Source organism: Marinobacter sp., assembly GCF_044799475.1.
Lineage (GTDB): Bacteria > Pseudomonadota > Gammaproteobacteria > Pseudomonadales > Oleiphilaceae > Marinobacter.
The window spans coordinates 1,985,052-2,006,383 of sequence record NZ_CP085217.1 but is presented as its reverse complement, the minus strand read 5'-3'; the positions used below and the strand labels follow the sequence as shown (position 1 = coordinate 2,006,383).

16 protein-coding genes are annotated in these 21,332 nt (G+C 58.8%); 2 read left to right on the top strand and 14 right to left on the bottom strand.

The genetic code is table 11. From position 1 onward, the window contains the following. Positions 1 to 41: 41 nt before the first annotated feature. The gene (gene ppc / locus LG327_RS09415; RefSeq protein ID WP_404368896.1) at positions 42 to 2,684 is read right to left on the bottom strand and encodes a phosphoenolpyruvate carboxylase; all 2,643 of its coding nucleotides are present in this window, start codon (positions 2,682 to 2,684) and stop codon (positions 42 to 44) included. A gap of 77 nt (positions 2,685 to 2,761) precedes the next feature. On the opposite strand from ppc, the gene LG327_RS09410 reads away from it, so the two are divergent. After that, the gene (locus LG327_RS09410; protein WP_404368893.1) at positions 2,762 to 2,998 is read left to right on the top strand and encodes a hypothetical protein; all 237 of its coding nucleotides are present in this window, start codon (positions 2,762 to 2,764) and stop codon (positions 2,996 to 2,998) included. A 48-nt stretch (positions 2,999 to 3,046) separates the two neighbouring features. Here LG327_RS09410 and LG327_RS09405 read toward each other — a convergent pair whose 3' ends face one another. The 5 genes from LG327_RS09405 to cysM all read right to left on the bottom strand — a co-directional run bounded on the left by LG327_RS09405 (position 3,047) and on the right by cysM (position 9,048). After that, positions 3,047 to 3,391, bottom strand: a complete 345-nt coding sequence (locus LG327_RS09405; protein WP_404368890.1) for a pilin assembly protein — start codon at positions 3,389 to 3,391, stop codon at positions 3,047 to 3,049. Positions 3,392 to 3,623: 232 nt separating this feature from the next. Further along, complete coding sequence (gene mazG / locus LG327_RS09400) at positions 3,624 to 4,475, bottom strand: nucleoside triphosphate pyrophosphohydrolase (RefSeq protein WP_404368887.1); 852 nt, start codon at positions 4,473 to 4,475, stop codon at positions 3,624 to 3,626. A 3-nt stretch (positions 4,476 to 4,478) separates the two neighbouring features. Next, positions 4,479 to 6,716: a GTP diphosphokinase gene (gene relA / locus LG327_RS09395; RefSeq protein WP_404368884.1), complete on the bottom strand. Its 2,238-nt coding sequence runs from the start codon at positions 6,714 to 6,716 to the stop codon at positions 4,479 to 4,481. A 66-nt stretch (positions 6,717 to 6,782) separates the two neighbouring features. Then, positions 6,783 to 8,120, bottom strand: coding sequence for a 23S rRNA (uracil(1939)-C(5))-methyltransferase RlmD (gene rlmD / locus LG327_RS09390; RefSeq protein ID WP_404368881.1), 1,338 nt, complete (start codon positions 8,118 to 8,120; stop codon positions 6,783 to 6,785). A gap of 34 nt (positions 8,121 to 8,154) precedes the next feature. Then, positions 8,155 to 9,048, bottom strand: a complete 894-nt coding sequence (cysM, locus tag LG327_RS09385) for a cysteine synthase CysM (protein WP_404368878.1) — start codon at positions 9,046 to 9,048, stop codon at positions 8,155 to 8,157. A 280-nt stretch (positions 9,049 to 9,328) separates the two neighbouring features. Here cysM and LG327_RS09380 point away from each other — a divergent pair, with 280 nt between their 5' ends. After that, positions 9,329 to 12,202, top strand: coding sequence for a response regulator (locus LG327_RS09380; RefSeq protein ID WP_404368875.1), 2,874 nt, complete (start codon positions 9,329 to 9,331; stop codon positions 12,200 to 12,202). Positions 12,203 to 12,221: 19 nt separating this feature from the next. Here LG327_RS09380 and pdxJ read toward each other — a convergent pair whose 3' ends face one another. From pdxJ to LG327_RS09340, 8 genes are all read right to left on the bottom strand, one after another. Further along, positions 12,222 to 12,980, bottom strand: coding sequence for a pyridoxine 5'-phosphate synthase (pdxJ, locus tag LG327_RS09375; RefSeq protein WP_404368872.1), 759 nt, complete (start codon positions 12,978 to 12,980; stop codon positions 12,222 to 12,224). Beyond that, positions 12,970 to 13,704: a DNA repair protein RecO gene (gene recO / locus LG327_RS09370; RefSeq protein WP_404368869.1), complete on the bottom strand. Its 735-nt coding sequence runs from the start codon at positions 13,702 to 13,704 to the stop codon at positions 12,970 to 12,972. Before recO ends, pdxJ begins: the two co-directional genes overlap by 11 nt. 1 nt (position 13,705) lies before the next feature. After that, the gene (era, locus tag LG327_RS09365; protein WP_404368865.1) at positions 13,706 to 14,623 is read right to left on the bottom strand and encodes a GTPase Era; all 918 of its coding nucleotides are present in this window, start codon (positions 14,621 to 14,623) and stop codon (positions 13,706 to 13,708) included. Next, the gene (gene rnc / locus LG327_RS09360) at positions 14,623 to 15,312 is read right to left on the bottom strand and encodes a ribonuclease III (RefSeq protein WP_404368862.1); all 690 of its coding nucleotides are present in this window, start codon (positions 15,310 to 15,312) and stop codon (positions 14,623 to 14,625) included. Before rnc ends, era begins: the two co-directional genes overlap by 1 nt. After that, a complete protein-coding gene (locus LG327_RS09355; protein ID WP_404368859.1) occupies positions 15,309 to 15,704 on the bottom strand; it encodes a DUF4845 domain-containing protein in 396 nt (131 codons plus the stop codon). Before LG327_RS09355 ends, rnc begins: the two co-directional genes overlap by 4 nt. A 58-nt stretch (positions 15,705 to 15,762) precedes the next feature. After that, a complete protein-coding gene (lepB, locus tag LG327_RS09350; RefSeq protein WP_404368857.1) occupies positions 15,763 to 16,554 on the bottom strand; it encodes a signal peptidase I in 792 nt (263 codons plus the stop codon). Positions 16,555 to 16,563: 9 nt separating this feature from the next. Beyond that, the gene (gene lepA, locus LG327_RS09345) at positions 16,564 to 18,366 is read right to left on the bottom strand and encodes a translation elongation factor 4 (protein ID WP_404369326.1); all 1,803 of its coding nucleotides are present in this window, start codon (positions 18,364 to 18,366) and stop codon (positions 16,564 to 16,566) included. Positions 18,367 to 18,482: 116 nt separating this feature from the next. Further along, complete coding sequence (locus tag LG327_RS09340; RefSeq protein WP_404368854.1) at positions 18,483 to 21,209, bottom strand: EAL domain-containing protein; 2,727 nt, start codon at positions 21,207 to 21,209, stop codon at positions 18,483 to 18,485. Between the last annotated feature and the right edge of the window lie 123 nt (positions 21,210 to 21,332).

Sequence of the window (21,332 nt, the reverse complement as noted above, 5' to 3'; positions counted from 1 at the left end):
TTGATTGTTAAGGGCGCTCCCGCTGTCCCGGGTGTCCGAGCCTAGCCGGTATTGCGCATGCCGGCCGCAATGCCTGCCATGGTCACCTTCAGGGCCCGCTCCACCATTTCCGGCACCTCACCCGAATCGCCAGCCTCCCGGTCTCTTCGTAGCAGTTCCGCCTGGAGATAATGCAAAGGGTCTGTGTAGGGATTCCTTACCCGCATCGAATGGGCAAACACCGGCTCTGCCTCCAGCAGGTTCTGCTGGTTTTTGAGGGTCTTGACCAGTTCCACGCAGCCCGCCAGACGCTTCCGGAGGTTTTCCCCGAGCGGTCGCAGAGAAGGTTCAACCAGAGTTTTATCATAATAACTCGCAATTCGCAGATCCGCCTTCGCAAGGACCATCTCCAGCATGTCGACGTAGGTCCGGAAAAACGGCCAGCGTTCCATCATCTCCTGGAGAAGCGGCAGGCGTCCGGATTCCACCGCTTCGCTGATGGCAACGTCACTTCCCAGCCAACTCGGCAACATCAGGCGCATCTGTGTCCAGGCGAAGATCCAGGGGATGGCCCGAAGGCTTTCAACGCCACCGCCAGTCTTCCTGCGGGCCGGCCGGCTGCCCAGGGCCAGTTTGCCCAGTGCCTGCTCCGGTGTGGCCTGGCGAAAATAGGGCACGAAGTCCGGATCCTCCCGGACGACCTGACGATAGGATTTCAGTGAGCGCTCGGTCAGCCAATCCATAGCCTCCCGCCATTCCGGCTCGGGTCCGGGAGGCGGCGCCAGGGTCGCCTCGATCACCGCCGTCGTGTACAGAGTGAGACTCTGCTCCGCCAGCCGGGGCAGGCCGAACTTGAAGCGGATCATTTCGCCCTGCTCGGTTATCCGGAAGCTGCCGTCGACCGATCCGGGGGGCTGGGAAAGAATCGCGCGGTTGGCGGGACCACCGCCGCGGCCCACCGTGCCACCCCTGCCATGAAAGAGGGTCAGCTGCAGACCGTAACGCCTGGCTGTCCCGGCAAGCTTTTCCTGGGCCTGATACTGGGCCCAGGCAGCCATCATCTGGCCCGCATCCTTTGACGAATCGGAATAACCGATCATGACCTCCTGATGGTCCTGGCAATAGTTTCTGTACCAGTCAATTTCAAACAGGGCAGCCATGCATGCGGGAGCGCCGGATAGATCATCAAGGGTTTCGAACAGCGGTACCACCCGCATGGGCCATGCCATGCCCGCTTCCCGCAACAGGAGGATAACGGCAAGAACATCGGATGGCTTGCTGGCCATGGATATCACATAGGAGCCCAGAGCTTCCGGAGTCTGGGCGGCAATCACCTCACAGGTAGCCAACACCTCCCGCACCTCGTCAGAGGGCTGCCAGCTTTTCGGAACCAGGGGCCGCCGTCCGTTGAGTTCCCGTACCAGAAACTCCTGGCGTTCTTCTTCTGTCCAGGCCAGATAGTCCCCGAGATCCAGATAGCTTACTATTTCGGCCACGGCCTCGGCATGGCGGCTGGCCTCCTGCCTGATGTCCAGACGGATCAGGGGCAGGCCAAAAGCGTGGGCGCGGCGGAGGGTGTCCAGAAGCGGACCGTTGGCCACGGTTTCCAGACCACAGTCCAGAAGGGAGTGATAGCAGAGTTCAAGGGGATCCGTCAGATCAACATTTTCAAACAGTATCCCGGTGACATCTGCCGGACCTCCGTTGATCTCCGCCTCGGCCCAGTCCCGGGTCTTCAGAAGCCGATCCCGGAGTTCACCCAATACCTCGCGGTAAGGCTCGCGACAGTCGCCCACGTGGGATCTGAGAGCCTCATTGGCCTGCCACATAGACAGCTCCGCACGCAGGGCCTGGATGTCCCGGAGATAGAGGTCAGCAGCCATCCAGCGGCCCAGCAGAAACACACGGCGGGTAACCTCATGAGTCACATTGGGGTTACCGTCCCTGTCTCCGCCCATCCAGGAGGCAATGTGAATCGGTGCGGCGTCCACTGGCAAGCCCTGCCCTGTAGCGCTGACCAGGGACTGGTCGAGGCTGCGCAGAAACCGCGGCAGAGCCTGCCAGAGACTGTTCTCAATGACGGCAAAACCCCACTTGGCCTCATCCACGGCGGTCGGCCGCTCGTGTCTGATTTCATCGGTGTGCCAGGCTTCGGTTATCAACTGGCGCAGGCGGGTGATAATGTCATCCCTCTCGGTGGCCAGAAGGTCGTCATGGTCCAGCTGAAACAGGCAATCGGAGATTTCATCATACTTCATGATGAGCGTGCGCCTCGCCACCTCGGTGGGATGGGCGGTCAGCACGAACTCGATGCTGAGGTTGCGAACTCTCCGGTGCAGTTCATCCTGCGCCACGCCTCCTGCCTTCAGCCGCTCGAACACGTCGCCCAGTGACTCCACCATGAGATCAGACGGGTGATTCCGTTTACGGCGAATGCCGTGGTACTGTTCGGCAAGATTGGCAAGATTGAGAAACTGGTTGAAAGCCCGGGTAACGGGTAACAGCTGGTCGTCGCGCAGGCGACTGAGGAGTTGGACAAGCCGCTGACCGGAGCCGCTCTCCTGGCGCCTGTCGGCCTTGGCCGCTGCCCGGATCTGTTCAATCAGATCGAAGCATTCCTCACCTGGATACCGCCTGATGCTCTGACCCAGCAATTCGCCCAGCAGGCGCACATTCTCACGGAGATCGGGATGCAACTCTGTCACGTGAAGTCCTTTTAGATTGACGAAGACCAACGCTTGTTACGATACTAAGGAAGCTCTGAACAAGTCCAGGAGACAGCATGAAAGTAACAGACTTGCCCAAGCACTGGGAAAAGAAGAAAGAACCGGTCGAGCGCACCCACGACTACAATCTCCGCCTCCCCCTGGAAGACGCGGCAAGAATTGCGGCCCTCGCGGAACTTTATCCGGACCGTTCGGAGAGCGACATCCTGAATGACATGGTGGCGGCAGCACTGGACGATCTCGTGCGGCAAAGCCCGCTCAGGGACAAGCTTACGGACCGGGAGGGAAAATAATCTGGAGCGGGCGGGAAGAGCACCTTCCCGCCCGCTCTGTCAGCGGACTCAGGCGGCGGAGACTACCTGCCGGGCCTTGAGGCGCTGGATATGCTTCTGGCTCAGGCTTACGAAGCGCGGCGTCATGCCCTTGTCCTCGTAGATTTCGAAACCGTCCTCGTCAAAGGCAACAACCCTGGAGCCCTGCTCATAGGGAAAGCCGGTTTCAATCTCGTCCAGCGCGGCGGAAACCAGGTCACGGATCAGATCCTGAGAAGACTTCATCGGGTAAAGAGCCGCCAGCTTTTCCAGTCGCTGGTGATGCTGGTCGGACAGCGCCAGCTGATAGGCATCCCGCGTCAGGCGACCACGTGCGTGTTTATCCCAATATTTCACCAGATCCCTGATCTTCATATTCTGAAAACTCCCGCGTTCTGAGCCGGGTGGTACCCGGCGTGTGAGTGTGAGCGGCTTGTGGCCGCTTACCATCACTGTATGACCACATCTGTTGAATGAAGTGTAGCCGAAACAAATAACCTTAGATCTTATATATGGTTACGGATTGTACTTATCAACAGCATGCGTGTTTCAGCCTGCGACTTTTAATTACCGGGACGCTTCGGCGCGACGGCCATTGGGCGAGACTCTAGCGGTTCTTTTCGACACCTTTGACGGACTGCCAGATCTGATCGAGCGCCTCAAGGCTTTCCGATTCCATTGTGCGACCCTCTTTTTCGAGGCACTCTTCAACCGCCCTGAAGCGGGACTCAAACTTGTGACTGGTGCGGCGCAGGGCCTGATCAGGATTCACTTTCATGAAACGTGCCAGATTGACGCAGACAAACAGCAGGTCCCCCAGCTCGTCTTCCACTGCATCCCGCCCCGCCGGGTCGGTACCGGCATTCTCCCAGGCTTCCCGCAACTCATCGATTTCCTCATGGAGCTTGTCGAATACCGGCTCCACATCCGGCCAGTCAAAGCCATGATTTGAAGCCCGGCGCTGGAGTTTTTCTGCCCGCACCATGGACGGCAGCGTTCGGGCAATTCCGTCGAGACGGGCCGGCGGCACGGCGGGAGCATCCGGGCCGGAGCCAGTGGCTCGCTCCTCAGCCTTGATACGCTCCCAGCTGGCACGGATCTCATCCTCTCCCGGCCGGCGGGCAGGATCAATCCGGCTCTCCAGGGTGCCTTCGGGGAACACATGGGGATGGCGGCGAATCAACTTCCGGACCAGATTGTCCACCACCTCTTCAAAGTCGAAATGGCCATCTTCCCGACCCAGCTGGCTATAAAAGATCACCTGAAAAAGGAGATCACCCAGCTCGTCCCTGAGGTTGTGATAGTCAGCTCTTTCAATGGCGTCAGCCACCTCGTGGGCTTCTTCAAGGGTATGAGGGACAATGCTTCGCCAGGTCTGTTTCAGATCCCAGGGGCAACCAGTGTCCGGATCCCGGAGTCGCGCCATCAGGGTTTTCAGGTCCTCAATCGAATAGCTCATGACTCATTTCCGCTTGCGGCGGACCTCCATGATGTTGCGCAGATTCCTGATCTGGGCCAGCAGTTTTGCCAGCTGGTCAAGACTGGAAATCTCCAGTGTGACCGTCATGGTTGCCGTATTGTCATCTGCGTTTGATCGTGTATTCAGGGCCAGAACATTGCTGCGGGAACCTGTCAGGACCTGGGTGATGTCCCTGAGGAGGCCGGGCCGGTCATAGGCCTCGATTTCTATGTCCACCGGATAAACGGCCTCGGGCCGGCCGCCCCAGTTCACCTCGATTATGCGGTTCGGCTCATGCTCTCCAAGATGAAGGAAAGTCACGCAATCCTGACGGTGAACCGTCACCCCCCGTCCCACGGTGATGTAGCCTCCGATCTCATCGCCGGGCAGAGGCTTGCAGCACTTCGCCACCTGGGTCTTGAGCTTGCCAACACCGAGGATCTGAATGTCGGATTCGGTATCATAGGGCGTGCTGCGGTTACCCTTCAGCTTGAGCTCCGGATCGCGCGGGCGGGGCTCGATCATCTGCTGGGCCGCGTTGGCAACCTGGGTTGATCTCAGATCGCCCGCACCCACTGCGGCAAACATGTCTTCCGCATTGCGGTAGTTAACCTTGACCGCCAACTCATTGAGGTCCAGCTCGTGAATGGACAGGCGCCTGAATTCATCTTCCAGAATGGCACGGCCGTCAATGACGTTACGGTCGCGGTTCTGTTCCTTGAACCAGTGGGTCACCTTGGCCCTGGCCCGGGACGTCTGGATATAGCCGAGACTGGGGTTCAGCCAGTCCCGGCTTGGCGCCGGATTGTTTGAGGTCAGTATGGAAACCTGATCCCCGGTCTTCAGGGGCCAGGTCAGGGGCACAATCCGGCCATTCAGCCGTGCGCCCCGGCAGGCATGGCCAACCTCGGTATGTACCCGGTAGGCAAAATCCACCGGCGTTGCACCCTGGGGAAGGTCCACCACGTGCCCTTCGGGGGTGAACACATACACACGGTCGGGAGTGAAATCATTCTTGAGCTGATCCCTCAAACCGGACAGGTCCCCCAGGTCTTCCTGCCATTCCAGCACCTGGCGCAGCCAGTTGATCTTGGCGTCATAGCCGGTTGACCGGTTGCCCTTATCCATCCCCTTGTACAGCCAGTGCGCACAGACTCCCAGTTCGGCTTCTTCGTGCATCTTGTGGGTACGGATCTGGACTTCCACCACCTTGCCCTCGGGGCCGACTACGGCAGTATGAAGCGACTGGTAGCCATTTTCCTTGGGATTGGCAATGTAATCGTCAAACTCATTGGGAATGTGACGCCATAAGCTGTGAGCGATGCCCAGCGCCGCGTAACAGTCGCGGATCTCGGGCACCAGAATCCGCACCGCCCGCACATCGTAGACCTGGGAAAAGTCTATGCCCTTGCGGCGCATCTTTCGCCAGATGCTGTAAATGTGCTTGGCACGCCCTGCCAGTTCACCAGTGATTCCAGAGGCCTTGAGTTCATGATCCAGCGTGGTGAGGACACGCTGGATGTAACGCTCCCGGTCCAGGCGCTTTTCGTCCAGCAACTTGGCAATTTTCTTGTAGGCAGTCTCATGCAGGTAGCGGAACGACAGGTCTTCCAGCTCCCACTTGATATGGCCGATGCCCAGCCGGTGCGCCAGGGGTGCATAGATATCAAACACCTCCCGCGCCACCCGCATGCGTTTGTCGGGGGCAACATCTTTGACGGCACGAATGGCACAGGTACGCTCTGCCAGCTTTATGAGAGCCACCCGGACATCGTCGATCATGGTGACCAGCATCTTTCGGACGTTGTCCAGCTGACCCTCACTCTGACCCAGCACACTGCCCTTGAGCGGGTGATGGATTGCCGATATGGCAGCCATCTGCTGGACGCCATCGATCAGTCTGGCAACCTCATCGCCAAACTCGAGACGAATCTCATCCAGGGAGACACGCTCTTCGCGGACGGCACGGTAAAGAATGGCCGCAACCAGGCTGGCCTGATCCAGATGCAGCTCGACCAGCACCTGGGCCATTTCAATGCCCGTGCGGAAACTGCTGGCGCCAGGGGCCCACAGGCGATCCTGGCGAAAGGCCTGAAGATCTATCTCGGCGCTTTTTTCACAGGCACGACGAAACTGATCAACATCTTCCAGGGTGGTCTGCGACTGGATCTTCTGAACCCAGCGCTCGATATCAATGTGACCATCTCCGGTCAACGCGTAGTCTTCGCGAACTTTTACCATGCCATTTCCGTTGTTGATGGTTGTGCTGCGCTGACAACCAGACCGCGCATCTGTTTCACCGGATTTTCAGCCTTTGCCCCGCTCAAACAGGGCAATCGATTCCACGTGAGTGGTGTGGGGAAACATGTCCATGACCCCGGCCCGCACCAGACGATAACCATTGCTCACCAATACCCCGGCATCCCTGGCGAGGGTGGCGGGATTACAGGACACGTACACGATTCGCCGGGCGCCAAAAGCCGCCAGGTAATGACAGATTTCCTCTGCCCCGGAACGTGGCGGATCGATCAGTATTCTGTCGAAGCCTTCCTTCGCCCAGGGCTCAGAGGTGAAATCCCCCTGCAGGTTGGCAGCGTGGAAAGACACATTGTCCAGACCATTCAGATCGGCATTCTCGCGTCCCCGCACGACCATGGATTCATCGCCTTCCACTCCCACGACCTGTTTCGCCTGTCGGGCCAGCGGCAGGGTAAAATTGCCCAGTCCACAGAACAGGTCCAGCACCCGGTCCCCTGGCTGCACGTCCAGCCACTCAAGCGCTCTTTTTACCATCTTCTGGTTAATGTCCGCATTGACCTGGGTAAAGTCCATGGGATGAAATTTCAGAGTGAGGTCAAAATCGGGAAGACGGTAGCTCAGCCGCTCTTCGCCCTGCTCCGGCCAGATCCTGTGAACCGTCTCCGGCCCCTTGGGCTGAAGATAGATATGCAGGTCCCGGCTTTTGCCATACTCCACAAGGGAGCCGTAGTCGCTGGCGCTGAGAGGATCCATGTTCCGGAACACCAGAGCTGCCGCATCATCGCCACAGGCAATCTCAATCTGGGGAATCGAGTTGTGAGCCTCCAGGGTATACAGCAGCTCACGGAGCTCCGTGATGCGGTCGCCGATCCGGGGGTCGAGCACCTCACAGCGGGTGATATCAGCCAGAAAACTGTTGCGCTTTTCCCGGAAACCCACCAGCACCGAATCCCGCTTGGGCACGAACCGCACCCCCAGCCTGGCCTTTCGCCGATAGGCCAGCGCGGGGGACCGCATGGGGGCCTCCCACTGCTCGGGAGCAATTCCGCCAAAATGGGCGAAATGCTCTCGCAGCGTCTTTTCCTTGAACTCTATCTGGGTATCGCCTGCCATGTGCTGCAGGCTGCAGCCTCCGCACAGATCGGCAAAATCGCATGGAGGGGTAACCCGGTCCGGTGCGGCCTCCAGCACTTCCAGTGTCCGCAGCTCATCAAATTTGCTGCGGCTGCCCACCACCTTTGCAGTGACTGTCTCGCCGGGAAGCGCGCCGTCCACAAACTGGATCTTGCCCTCGCGATAGGCGATGCCCCGGCCGTCATGACTCAGCTTCTCGACAACACACTGAACCGGTTCGGACGGCAGGCTTTTCCTGCGTCGTTTGCTCATAGTCTGATTCCATCAATAATCGGTCGGCCCCGGCTCAGGCTGCCGGGAAAACACCGGTGGAGAGGTAGCGATCGCCGCGATCACAGATAATGGCTGCAATAACAGCGTTTTCAACCTGAGCCGACAGTTGCAGGGCAGCCGCAATGGACCCGCCGGATGACACCCCGCAAAAAATGCCCTCCTGACGGGCCAGTGCCCGCATAGTGTCCTCTGCTTCCTGCTGGCCAATATCCAGCACCTGGTCAACACGGCTGGAGTCATAGATTTTCGGCAGATAGGCTTCCGGCCAGCGCCGGATTCCAGGTATCGATGCTCCCTCTTTGGGCTGCAGGCCGATTATCTGGATATCCGGGTTGCGCTCCTTGAGGTAGCGGGAAACCCCCATGATGGTGCCGGTGGTACCCATGGAGCTGACAAAATGCGTAACCCGGCCCTGAGTCTGCTCCCAGATTTCCGGGCCGGTGGTCCGGTAATGGGCCAGGGGGTTATCCTGGTTGCCGAACTGGTCCAGAACAAAGCCCTCCCCGTCAGCCTGCATACGGGCTGCCAGATCCCGGGCCCCTTCCATGCTCTGCTCCCTGGTGACCGTTATGATCTCAGCGCCGTAGGCCCGCATGGAAGCCCGGCGCTCCTCGCTCATGTTGGCCGGCATGATAAGTACCATGCGATAACCCTTGATGGCCGCGGCCATGGCAAGCGCTATGCCGGTATTGCCGCTGGTGGCTTCAATCAGTGTATCGCCGGGCTTGATGTCTCCCCTGAGCTCTGCCTCCTGGATCATGCTGATCGCCGGCCGGTCCTTGACCGAGCCGGCCGGATTGTTGCCCTCCAGTTTGGCAAGAATGACATTGCTGGTCTGTCCCGGAAGGCGCTGCAGGCGCACCAGCGGGGTGTGGCCGACATAATCCTCGATGGTGGGGAAATGCATAACGGTCTCTGCTCCTGGCAACTGGCAGTTGAGAGTGGCGGATCACCTTTCCGGGAAGTTCCCTGTGGTACAATTAACGCTGCATCATACCCGTAACCCCGGGGCACGCCCAATACAGCTTATGGCTATGGACATGACGAGGGGCTATAACGTTCAATCGGGTGATGCAGTTCCGGCTTTCCGTAGCCGGCCATGGCCTAATCACTATTATAAGAGCAAAGCCCCTGGAACAGGAGACTGTTCGGGGCCACTTCCGGACTGACGAACTCAGGAAAACGTCATGCGTCGCTGGGGTATTCGGAGAAAAGTGCTGGTGGCAACCCTCGTTCCCACCCTTCTCACCACTGTGATGCTGGGACTGTTCTTCACCTTCAGCTGGGTATCCAATATCGAGCAGTTGCTGCGGGACCGGGGCGATTCCCTCTCCCGCCAGCTGGCAGCCGCCGCCGAATACGGGATGTTTACGGCCAACCGGAGTCTGCTGAGCAGCCTGTCCAGATCCCTGCTGGAAGAAAAGGATGTCCGCTCCCTGAGTTTCTTTGACGCCAATCGTGAGCACCTGCTCCATACCGGGCCGCGACTGGAACAGCCATTCGATGCCTCAAATCTGGATCCGACACAGACCACGCGGATGACTCGTGAGGGCAGCACCATTTTCATGCAGCCGGTGTTTCTGCGGGATCTGATGCTTGAAAGCCTGATGGGACTGGAATCCCGCAACATGGCTGCCAGCTCCAGTGCGCCCATCGGCTGGGTGACCCTGGAGATGTCACATCTGCGAACAGACAAGGAAACCTACAAGGCACTGCTGATCAGCCTGCTCCTTGTGCTGGGAGGCACCGGCCTTAATGTGCTGATTGCCCTGCGGATGAGTCGCTCCTTTACCGATCCGGTGTTCGAGCTCAACAGCGCGGTGGCGAAGCTGAAAGAGGGCAAACTTGATACCCGTGTGCATACCCGGGCCGGGCCGGAATTCGAACAGCTGGAATCCGGCCTGAACGCCATGGCGGAAGAACTGGGTAATGCCCAGGCCGAGATGCAGCAGAGTATTGACCAGGCCACTGAGGACCTCCGGGAAACCCTGGAAACCATTGAGATACAGAACATCGAACTCGACTTCGCCCGCAAGGAAGCCCTCGAAGCCAGCCGCATCAAATCGGAATTTCTGGCCAACATGTCCCATGAAATCCGGACCCCGCTTAACGGCATCATCGGCTTCACCGAACTTCTGCTCAAGAGTTCGCTGCCCAGACAGCAGCGGGACCATCTGAACACCATTCGCAAGTCGTCGGAAATCCTGCTGACCATCATTAACGATATCCTGGATTTTTCCAAGATCGAGGCGGGCAAACTGATCCTGGACCGGGTTCCCTTCCAACTCCGTGATATCGTAGAGGAGGTCATGGTCATGCTGGCACCGGCAGCCCATGGCAAGAATCTGGATCTCGTACCTCTGGTCTACCGGGATGTTCCAGACAACATCATTGGCGATCCCCTGCGGGTGAAGCAGGTCATCACCAACCTGGTCAACAACGCCATCAAGTTTACCCAGACTGGAGAAGTGGTTCTCCGGGCCAGCCTGGAAGAAGAAAATCCGGATTCCAGCCGGGTCACCCTGCGCCTGAGCATTTCCGATTCAGGTGTGGGCCTGTCCCGGGCCCAGCAGCAGTCGCTGTTCAATGCCTTCAGTCAGGCCGACGCCTCCACCGCAAGACAATACGGCGGCACCGGCCTGGGGCTTGTGATTTCCAGGCGTCTGGTTGAGGAGATGGGCGGAAAGATCGGTCTGGAGAGCGAGCTTGGCAAGGGCTCCACTTTCTGGTTCACCCTCGACTGCGAACTCGCCTCGGGCAATGAAATTCTGCAGTCCAGGGAAGCCCTTGCGGGCGAGCGGGTGGTTTACCTGGAACACCAGAAAACCACAGGGCTGGCGATGGAGCATCTGCTCAGTGACTGGGGCGTGACGGTTGACCGGGTGTCAACGCCCGCCGAGTTACTGGAGCATGTGAAAACCGCCCAGAAAAACCAGTCCGGCTATGCCATCGCCATCATTGGCATCACCCGCCATCTGCTCAACTCAAGCCAGTATCGGGAACTGCTCCACAAGCTGGAAGTCGACCGGGACTGCCGCACCCTGCTGCTGACACCGACACTGGAAAGTCACGATATGGGGCTGGCCAGCCTGGCCAGCGGACATGTCGCCAAGCCCCTCTGCCGGCATGCCCTATACGATGAAATGCTGATGCTGGTGCATGGCATCAGCAGTGGTCAGCCGACCGGGACCCTCCCCCGACCCGGCCAGATACCGCGGGGTGGCGCTGCTCCCCGTATTCTGGCGGTGGATGACAACGAGGCCAATCTCAAGCTGGTTCTTACCCTGCTACAGGACTTCCGTGTCCAGGCTGAGGGTGCGGCCAGCGGGTTTGAGGCCCTCAGCAAAGTCCGTGAGCGGGCCTTTGACCTGGTGTTCATGGACCTTCAGATGCCGGGGATGGACGGCGTTGAAACCACCGAGCGGATCCGGAATCTGGATGAGCGGAACCATGAAACCCCAGTCATCGCCCTTACGGCACACGCCCTCGCCGACGAACAGGAACGTCTGATGCGACAGGGATTCAATGGCTATCTTGCCAAGCCCATTAACAGCCGTCAGCTTACTGACACTATCCTGGAGTTCACCGGCTTCAGCTGCGAGACTGCGGCTGGTGACATCCCGGAGCTGCCGGATACCCGCCGCGGATTGCGGCCATCAGCCCGGCAACAGCAGCAGGCCTGCGTCAACGTGGAGGAAGGGGTCCGCCTGGCGGCCGGCAAGGTGGATCTGGCGGAAGAGCTCTTCAGCATGCTTCTGGAACAGTTGCACGCCGACATGGCGGAGATAGAGCGCCTGTGGCAGACGGGTGAGATGGACGGTCTGCTCGACCGGGTTCACAAGCTGCACGGGGCGACCCGGTACTGTGGAGTGCCGGAACTGAGAAAAGCGGCTGAACGCCTTGAAACCGGCCTCAAGCGCTCGACGCCGGACACCGAGGCACTGAAGAACCGGATACTGACTGCCATGGAGCGGCTGGAGATCTGGAGCGAGCAGACGGACTGGCAGCGCCTGTTCCGGGAACACAATCACCCGGCCCGCAACGAAGATGCCACACCCTGAGCCCTGAAACCTGTGGCTCCTAATGTCCCGTCTGGTTGCTGCTGGTAAAGCGCGCCTGATCCAGAATCGACCGCATATCCCGCACAGCCTCTTTCAGGCCGGTAAAGACTGCACGGGCGATAATGGCATGGCCGATGTTGAGTTCACTGATCCCCGGAATGGCCGCGACACGCTCCGTATTGTGATAATGAAGGCCGTGACCTGCGTTGACTACCAGGCCTTTGCGGCGCGCATAGGCCACCGCATCCGCAATCTGCCGGAAGGCTGCCTCGAGCGCTTCGGGGGTTCCCGCTTCGGCGTACTCTCCTGTGTGAAGCTCAATCACCGGCGCCCCGCAGCGCACTGCAGCATCAATCTGTGACCTGCTGGGGTCAATAAACAGCGATACCTCTGCACCCATCCGTGCCAGGCGCTCACAGGCCCGGGCAATCCGGCTTTCCTGGCCTTCGACGTCCAGCCCTCCTTCTGTAGTCAGTTCTTCCCGCTTCTCCGGTACCAGGCATACACACTGGGGGCGAACCTGTTCGGCAAATGCCAGCATGGCATCTGTCACCGCCATTTCCAGGTTCATTTTCGTATTCAGCATCTCCCGCAGCATCAGGACGTCACGGTCCTGGATATGACGGCGATCCTCTCGCGGGTGCAGGGTGATGCCGTCGGCACCAGCTTCCTCCGCCAGCAGTGCAGCCTGGACTGGATCCGGATAACGGGTCCCGCGTGCCTGCCTGAGGGTGGCAACGTGATCGATATTCACGCCCAGCAATACTCTAGGATTCATGATGATCTCCTCGGCCATGACTGAACAGGGACCGGCTATTGAGTGGCCGACCCTGCAGAAGGTGGTCTGTCAGCGTGCGCATTACCCGCTTGGCAACCCGCCGGCACTCCCGGCTGTCCAGATTGCCCCGCGCCAGTTCCGCCAGCACGGCTCCGGGCAATCCGGTCAGCCGGATACCAGTAGCCGCAGATGACACTATGCCCTGCTCCGGATCATATCCATAGAAAGATCCGGCTTCGACTTCCTGACCTGTATCCGTAGTCAGCAGCCAGTCAAAGCCCAATCCCATGGCCTCTGCCAGATTTCCCTCGAAGCGACGAAGAACAGGCTCCACATCCTCCGTGTCAGCAAGGGCATTGACGGTCTCAATGTAAGCAGCAAACAGCTCGGGATGTGGGTCGCCAGGGGGCAGGATGCGCTGCAGAAGCTCATTGACATAGAGTCCGCTGTAAAGGGAATCGGTATGCCGCAGAGCGGGGCCCGGCCGGACTTCTGTCTGGGTCAGTGTTTTCAGATCGCCCCGGCCCTGCCAGTCCAGCAGCAGCGGCTGGAACGGCTGCAATTGAGCCTTGAGTGGGCTTCTGGGGGCATTGCCACCGCGCGCCATGACGCTTATCCGGCCGGCGCCGAGGGTAAACAGGTCCACCAGCAGACTGGTTTCCCGGTAGGGTCGGCGATGCAGCACATAGGCAGGTTCCTGGTGGACCGCGCCTTTTACAGCCATATCAGAAGTCGTTCATGCCCAGGCTTTTCAGGGCCCTGTCACTGTCTGCCCAGCCCCGCTTGACCTTGACCCAGAGCCGCAGCATCACCTTGTTGTCAAAGAGTTTTTCCATGTCCACCCGGGCATCCTGGCCGATGCTGCGCAGCCGGTCGCCATGGTCTCCAATGACAATCTTTTTCTGCCCCTCCCGTTCCACCAGAATCAGTGCGGAAATATGCAGGGTCTTGCCATCGTGACGGAACTCCTCGATCTCCACGGCTACCGAATAGGGCAGCTCGGCACCCAGTTGCCGGGTGATTTTCTCCCGCACCATTTCGGCGGCCAGAAAGCGCTCACTGCGATCAGTGATCTGGTCATCGGGGTAAAAATGCACGCTCTGCGGCAGAAACCGGGCGACGGCTTTCTCAAGGGGCTCCAGATTGACCCCCTTGAGGGCCGAAAGCGGAATGACTTCCGCAAACTGACGTTTCTTCGACACCATGTCCAGGTGTGGCAGGAGAGTATCGCGGTTGTCGATCTTGTCCACCTTGTTGATGGCCAGGATCACGGGACTTTCGAGGTTCTCAAGCTTCTTCAAAACCATTTCATCGGCGGTGGTCCAGTTGGTCTGGTCCACCACGAATATCACCACGTCCACACCTTTGAGAGCCGAGGTTGCGGCACGGTTCATATACCGGTTGAGCGCCCTCGGCTCTTCTTCGTGCATGCCCGGGGTGTCCACATAGACCGCCTGCGTCATGCCCTCGGTCTTGATGCCAAGAACCTGGTGCCTGGTGGTCTGGGGCTTGCGGGATGTGATGCTCAGTTTCTGACCAAGTATATGGTTCAGCAAAGTGGACTTGCCCACATTGGGGCGCCCGACAATGGCGACAAAGCCGCAGCGGCTGTCGGGGTTTTCCGGACGCGTTATATCATTCATCAAACACTCTCCACGCCCAGGGCTTTCAGGGCACTCTGGGCGGCCTTCTGTTCTGCGATGCGCCGGCTATTGCCGACGCCTGTGGTTTTTCTTCCCAGTGACGACAATGCACAGACCACGTGGAAAATCTGCGCATGAGCCTCACCCTCAACCGAGATCACATCATACTGGGGCAAAGGAAGCTGCCGGGACTGAAGGTATTCCTGCAAGCGGGTCTTGGGATCTTTCTGGGTATCCTGCAGATCAAGCCGCTGAAGCCGTTCTTCGAACCAGCGCAACACCTGGGCGCGGCAGGTTTCAAAATCGCTGTCCAGGTAGATGGCGCCAATGACTGACTCTACCGCATCCGCCAGAATCGACTCCCGACGAAAACCTCCACTCTTGAGCTCCCCGGAACCCAGTCGGAGATACTGACCGAGTTCGAATTCACGTCCGATTTCAGCCAGAGTCACGCCCTTGACCATGCGGGCACGCAGTCGGCTCAGCTGCCCTTCCCTGGCTCGCTCAAAGGAGCTGTAGAGATACTCGGCAATCACCATGTTGACAATGGAGTCGCCCAGGAATTCCAGGCGCTCATTATTCTGATTGCCAAAGCTGCGATGAGTCAGAGCCAGCATCAGGCGTTCCGGATCATTGAACTGGTAGCCAATCCGACGCTGAAGCTGATCAAGGTCCGGGATGCCTGTCACTGGCCGGCAATCTCGAACTTGTGATCGAAATGGACAACGGCGTCGATATTGCTGAACAGGTTTTCCCTCACCTCATATTCGATAGCGATGTGCAACCGCCCCCCCTCCTGCCTGACGGCGATGGTTTTGGGATCAAAATCCCGCACGCCATTTCTGTTCAGGCCGTCGCTTATGATTCTGCGGATTTGCGCCTGCGTCTTGTCCGTCACGCTCTTCTGATTTTCCAGCCCCTCGACCACCTCCTGTATGGTGAGGTCATCGACATAAATGGGCACCAAAGTGGCTCCGACAGTTAGCAGCCCGCCCAGCAGGATAAGGGCGACCAGAATACCCAGGACCGACACTCCGCGCTGGGAGGCTCTGCCTGCCAGGACTCGGCTGTTATTTTTCATCTGACTCTTTTCCTATGTGTTGATCAGTTCCGCCTGCCGTTCGCTGGAGCGCGCGGCGTTATTCAATCACGCCAACCCGGCCAAAGCTGGGCAGACTGGTCAGCGACTCCCAGTGCATCCAGATCGCAAACGCCTTGCCTACTACCAGATCATCAGGAACCGTGCCCCAGAAACGGCTGTCGTTACTGTTGTCACGGTTGTCACCCATTACGAAGTATTCGCCTTCCGGGACTGTCCACTCACCCTCGCCAGCACCGCCGCGACGGCCCATGGTGATAAAGATCTCATGCTCCAGATCTCCCAGAAACTCCCGATAGAGTTCGACCGGCGGGAGGCTCGCGAGAAACTCTGTGGGCACTTTTTTATCGTTAATATACAGGGTCTTGTTACGATACCGAATGTGGTCTCCCGGCAGACCCACCACCCGCTTGATATAATTGGTTTTGCCGTCCTCAGGGAACTTGAAAACCATTACATCGCCACGCTGGGGGTCGTCGACTTCCAGCACCTTGGTCCCGAGCACCGGCAGGCGCAGACCATAGGCATATTTGTTGACCAGTATGAAGTCCCCCACTTCCAGGGTCGGCAACATGGAGCCGGAGGGTATCTGGAAGGGCTCCACCAGAAAGGAGCGCAGCACCAGAACCACCAGCAGGACCGGGAAAAATGACCGGCTAAGATCCACAAGGTAAGGCTCTTTTGGCTCTTCCAGGTCGGAATCGGCGGTGACAGCCCCACCCTCCGCAGCACGCGCCAGGCGACTTGATCTCAGAAACAACCGGTCGCCAAGCCAGATAATGCCTGTGGCAAAGGTCAGCACCACCAGAATCAGGGGAAAATCGATATCCATCAAAGCGTCCTAGTTATCCACTTTCAGTACGGCAAGGAACGCTTCCTGAGGCACCTCGACATTGCCCAGCTGCTTCATGCGTTTTTTACCTGCTTTCTGCTTCTGCAGCAGCTTTTTCTTGCGGCTGACGTCGCCGCCGTAGCATTTGGCCGTGACGTTCTTGCGCAGTGCCTTGACCGTCACCCGTGAGACCACCTGGTTGCCTATGGCGGCCTGGATGGCGATATCGAACATCTGACGGGGAATCAGCTCTTTCATCTTCTCCACCAGCGCACGGCCACGGTGATGCGCCTGCTCCCTGTGTACGATCAGCGCCAGCGCATCAACCCGTTCCTGGTTGATCAGCACGTCCAGCCTCACCAGGTTGGCGGTCTGAAAGCGTTTGAAGTGATAATCCAGGGAAGCAAAGCCACGGCTGGCTGACTTGATGCGGTCAAAGAAGTCCAGCACCACTTCCGCCATGGGCAGCTCGTAGGTCAGCTGGACCTGGTTGGCCAGGAACATCATGTTCTGCTGCACACCCCGCTTCTCTTCGCACAGAGCGATGACGTTACCCAGGTGCTCCTGGGGCACCAGGATGTTGGCCTCAACGATCGGCTCCCGCATTTCCTCGATGGAACCCACATCCGGCAGCTTGGAGGGGCTGTCCACCGTCATGATCTCACCCTGTTTGGTGACAACCTCATAGATAACGGTGGGCGCCGTGGTGATCAGATCAATATCGTATTCCCGCTCCAGGCGCTCCTGGATGATTTCCATGTGAAGCATGCCGAGGAAGCCACAACGGAATCCAAAACCCAGGGCATCCGAGGTTTCCGGCTCAAAAAACAGGGAGGCATCATTCAGGGTGAGCTTCTCCAGCGCATCCCGGAAATCGTTGTAGTCGTCGGCCAGCACAGGGAAAAGGCCGGCATAGACCTGCGGCTTGACCTTTTTGAAACCGGGCAGCATGGGTGTGGCTTCAGCAAACTTGTGATGAACGATGGTGTCGCCCACCGGGGCACCATGAATGTCCTTGATCCCGGCAATCACAAAACCCACTTCCCCGGTGCCGAGAACGTCTGTCTCTGTCGGCTTCGGCGCGAAAACACCCACCTTGTCGGCATTCCAGGCGCGGCCGGTCGACTTGATCACAATCTTGTCGCCCTTTCGCAGACTCCCCTGCTTCACCCGGACCAGGGAAACCACCCCCAGGTAATTGTCGAACCACGAGTCGATGATCAGCGCCTGGAGCGGGCCGTCCACGTCTCCTGTCGGGGGCGGCACACGCCGGATAAGATCTTCCAGCACGTCTTCCACGCCCATGCCGCTCTTGGCGCTGCACCGAATGGCGGCGGTGGCCTCGATTCCGATGATGTCCTCGATCTCCTGGGCCACGCGATCGGGTTCGGCCTGGGGCAGATCCATCTTGTTCAGTACCGGCACCACCTCCAGACCCTGCTCAATAGCGGTGTAACAGTTGGCCACCGACTGGGCTTCTACGCCCTGCCCGGCATCCACCACCAGCAGGGCGCCCTCACAGGCGTACAGGGAGCGGGAAACCTCATAGGAAAAGTCCACGTGACCGGGGGTATCGATCATATTGAGCTTGTAATCGTGACCATCACGTGACCTGTAGGTCAGGGTCACGCTCTGGGCCTTGATGGTGATGCCCCGCTCGCGCTCAAGATCCATGGAGTCCAGCACCTGCTCGGACATGTCCCGGTCAGACAGCCCCCCACAGAGCTGGATGAAGCGATCTGCCAGGGTCGATTTTCCGTGGTCGATATGGGCAATAATGGAAAAGTTGCGGATGCGGCTCAGTTCGGTCACAGACAATGGGTACTCGCGTAGGACAAGAGACTATTCCAGACAGGCCGCTGGTGCGGCAAATCAGGCATACAGTTGAACAGGCTGATTTTACCGGTTGTGGCCCATTATTGCCATGATCAAGAGATCAATGCCCTCTCGTACTGCCTGACAAGAAAGCCAATCAGGGCATCTTCATCAAGCGGATAGCTGAAAAGATTTCCCTGAAACTGGGAGCAGCCGGCCGCCCGGAGAAAGTTCAGCTGGTGAGTGGTTTCGACACCCTCGGCGATAACCGTCAGGTGCAGCTTGTGGGCCAGCGCGATCACAGCTGAGGCAACATCGGTCGCACTGCTGTTGTAGGGAATATCGCGGATAAAGCAGTGATCAATCTTGACCGCATCCAGCGGCAACTGCTGCAGGGCCACCATCGAGCAGGCACCTGAGCCAAAATCATCCACCACCAGCCAAACACCCAGATCGTGCAGTGCCCCCAGCACTTCCTGCAGCATCTGGGGATCCCGACTGAGGAGCGCGGCCGGCATCTCCACCTCGAGGCGATCCGGCGCAACACCGGTTTCGGTAATCACCCGGCGGAACATGTCGAGAAACAGGGGATCAATCAGCTGTCTGATGGAAAAATTCACCGCCACCCGAAGCGCTTCAAACCCTGCCCGTTCCAGCGCCTGAATCTGGATACAGGCCTGACGCAGAGCCATTTCGCCAAGCCCGACGATCAGTCCGGACTCCTCCGCCAGAGCAATGAACTGCTGCGCGGGAACCAGACCCTTCACCGGATGCTGCCACCTCAGAAAAGCCTCCACCCCGACAACCCGGTCTTCCCGAATGTCGAATTTGGGCTGATAGTGCAGCACGAAACGGCCAGCCTCCATGGCTTCCGCCAGTTCCTCATGCTGGAGAAGACGCTTTGCTGCCTGGATATTCATCACCGGAGTGAAAAACTGGAAATTGTTTCTGCCCCGTTCCTTGGCCTGATACATGGCCAGGTCGGCGTATTTCATAAGCACGCCTGGGTCTTCGCTGTCGGTGGGAACCATGGCTATCCCGATACTGACAGTCACCCCGACATCATGCTCATTGAGTCGTATCCGGTGGCGCAGACGCCGCAGGATGGTCTCAGCAACGCCGGCTACCGCTTCAGGGCCGGCGACGCTGGACAGTAAAACCACAAACTCATCACCCCCGAACCTTGCGACCGAATCCTCCTCACGGACACAGCCGGTCAGCCAGCGGGAGATATGCTGTAAGAGGGTATCACCGGCATCATGGCCCAGGGTGTCATTGATCCGCTTGAAGCCGTCGAGGTCGAGGAACATCAGTGCTGCCGCTTCCCCCGTACGGCGGCTTCTCCGCACCGTGTGCGCCAGACGGTCCCGGAACAGCTGCCGGTTGGCAAGCCCGGTGAGCGGGTCATAGAATGCCAGCCTGTGAAGCTGGGCCTGAGCCGCCTTGAGCTCCGTGAGATCCCGCAGGCTGAGAACCACTCCGTGGACGCCGGGTTCGTCAAGCATGGCGGCAAGGCTTCCCTCCATGTCCCGCCATTCACCACCGAGATCGCGGACCCGGGCATGAATCACCGGAAGGCGCCGCCCCGGGCTCTCCAGGGCCTGTTCAAAACTGGCCTGGAGCTGGGGCCAGTCATCACCGTGAACCATGGACTCCAGATCCAGCTCCTGAAGCCGGTCAGGCGAGAATCCCAGTATCGGCTCACTGGATGGACTGGCATAGACAGGCGCTCCGTCGCGGCCCAGCACGAGGGTCAGATTACTGGCGCCCTCGGTAATCGCCCGGTAGCGACCCTCGCTGGCCTGTGCCAGCAGACGGGCACGAATAAGCGAGAGTGCAAAGGCAAAAAGCAGAAAACTCACTACAAGGCCGGCAACCATCACGATCAGCGGACGGGAATCCGAGGCGAGATAATCAAAAGCCGGGGTGGAGCGGGTCTGTAACAGCCAGGACCTCCCCCCGTGCTGGAGCTCCTGGCTCATTTCAAATGTGTATTGATCGTCGAGAGAGCCAAGATTGGAACCATACATGAGTCCGCTGCGCTCGACCTCGACACCATCGTAAATCCGCACGTCGAGAAACGGTGCAATCAGACCGACAATCCCGTCCACCAGGTTGTTCATCCGGAAGGCACTGAAAACGAACCCCTCCAGCGAATTGCGCCGCTCAGTGAGATCGCCCGAAATCTGCGACCCCTGATAAACCGGCAGATACATCAGAAATCCTGCCTGTTCATCGTCAACGTTTTCCTGCACCAGCACCACCTTGCCAGTCATGGCAGGGTTTCCCGTGTCCCGGGCCCGCTCCATGGCAAGCCGGTGAACGGCATCACCAAAGGCATCAAATCCGAACGCCCGCTGGTTCCGCTGGGTCGCAGGTTCAAGAAAAGTGACAGGGAAGTATTCGCTGCGTTCGCCGAGCGGTGAGACCAGATAATCCTTCAGCCCCTCGGCGCGAAGTTTTTCGACATGGGCAGAAATGCCCGCGGCTGTTACCCGTGGGATATAACCAATGCCCTGGATACCAGGGTAATACCGGTCAATATCGACCCGGCCTACATAAAGCCGCCAGTCCTCGCGGCTGACGTACTCTGCCAGGGCAAACAGGGCTGCGCTGCCGGCCAGGACCTGTTCATAGTTCAGCAGGCGCTGCTCAACAGCTGTTTTGAGCTGGAGGGACTGGGTTTCAAAAGAGGCCCTGGTACGATCAGTCACCAGGCGAGTAGTAAAATGCCAGAGCCCGGCAGTGACCACCAGACCGACAAGCAAAAGAACCCAGGCCAGCCGGGCATTGCGAAACCGGAAAAGCTGCCGGCGGGACACGTCTTTATTATTCATCATTTACTGTTCACCGGTTCCATTTTTATCTCAGGGGCCAATCCATGGTCCTGACTTTTTAGAGGCCGAGTATAGCAGAAAACCCGCTGGTCGCCTGTGCGGCAACCAGCGGGTTCAGTGTGTCAC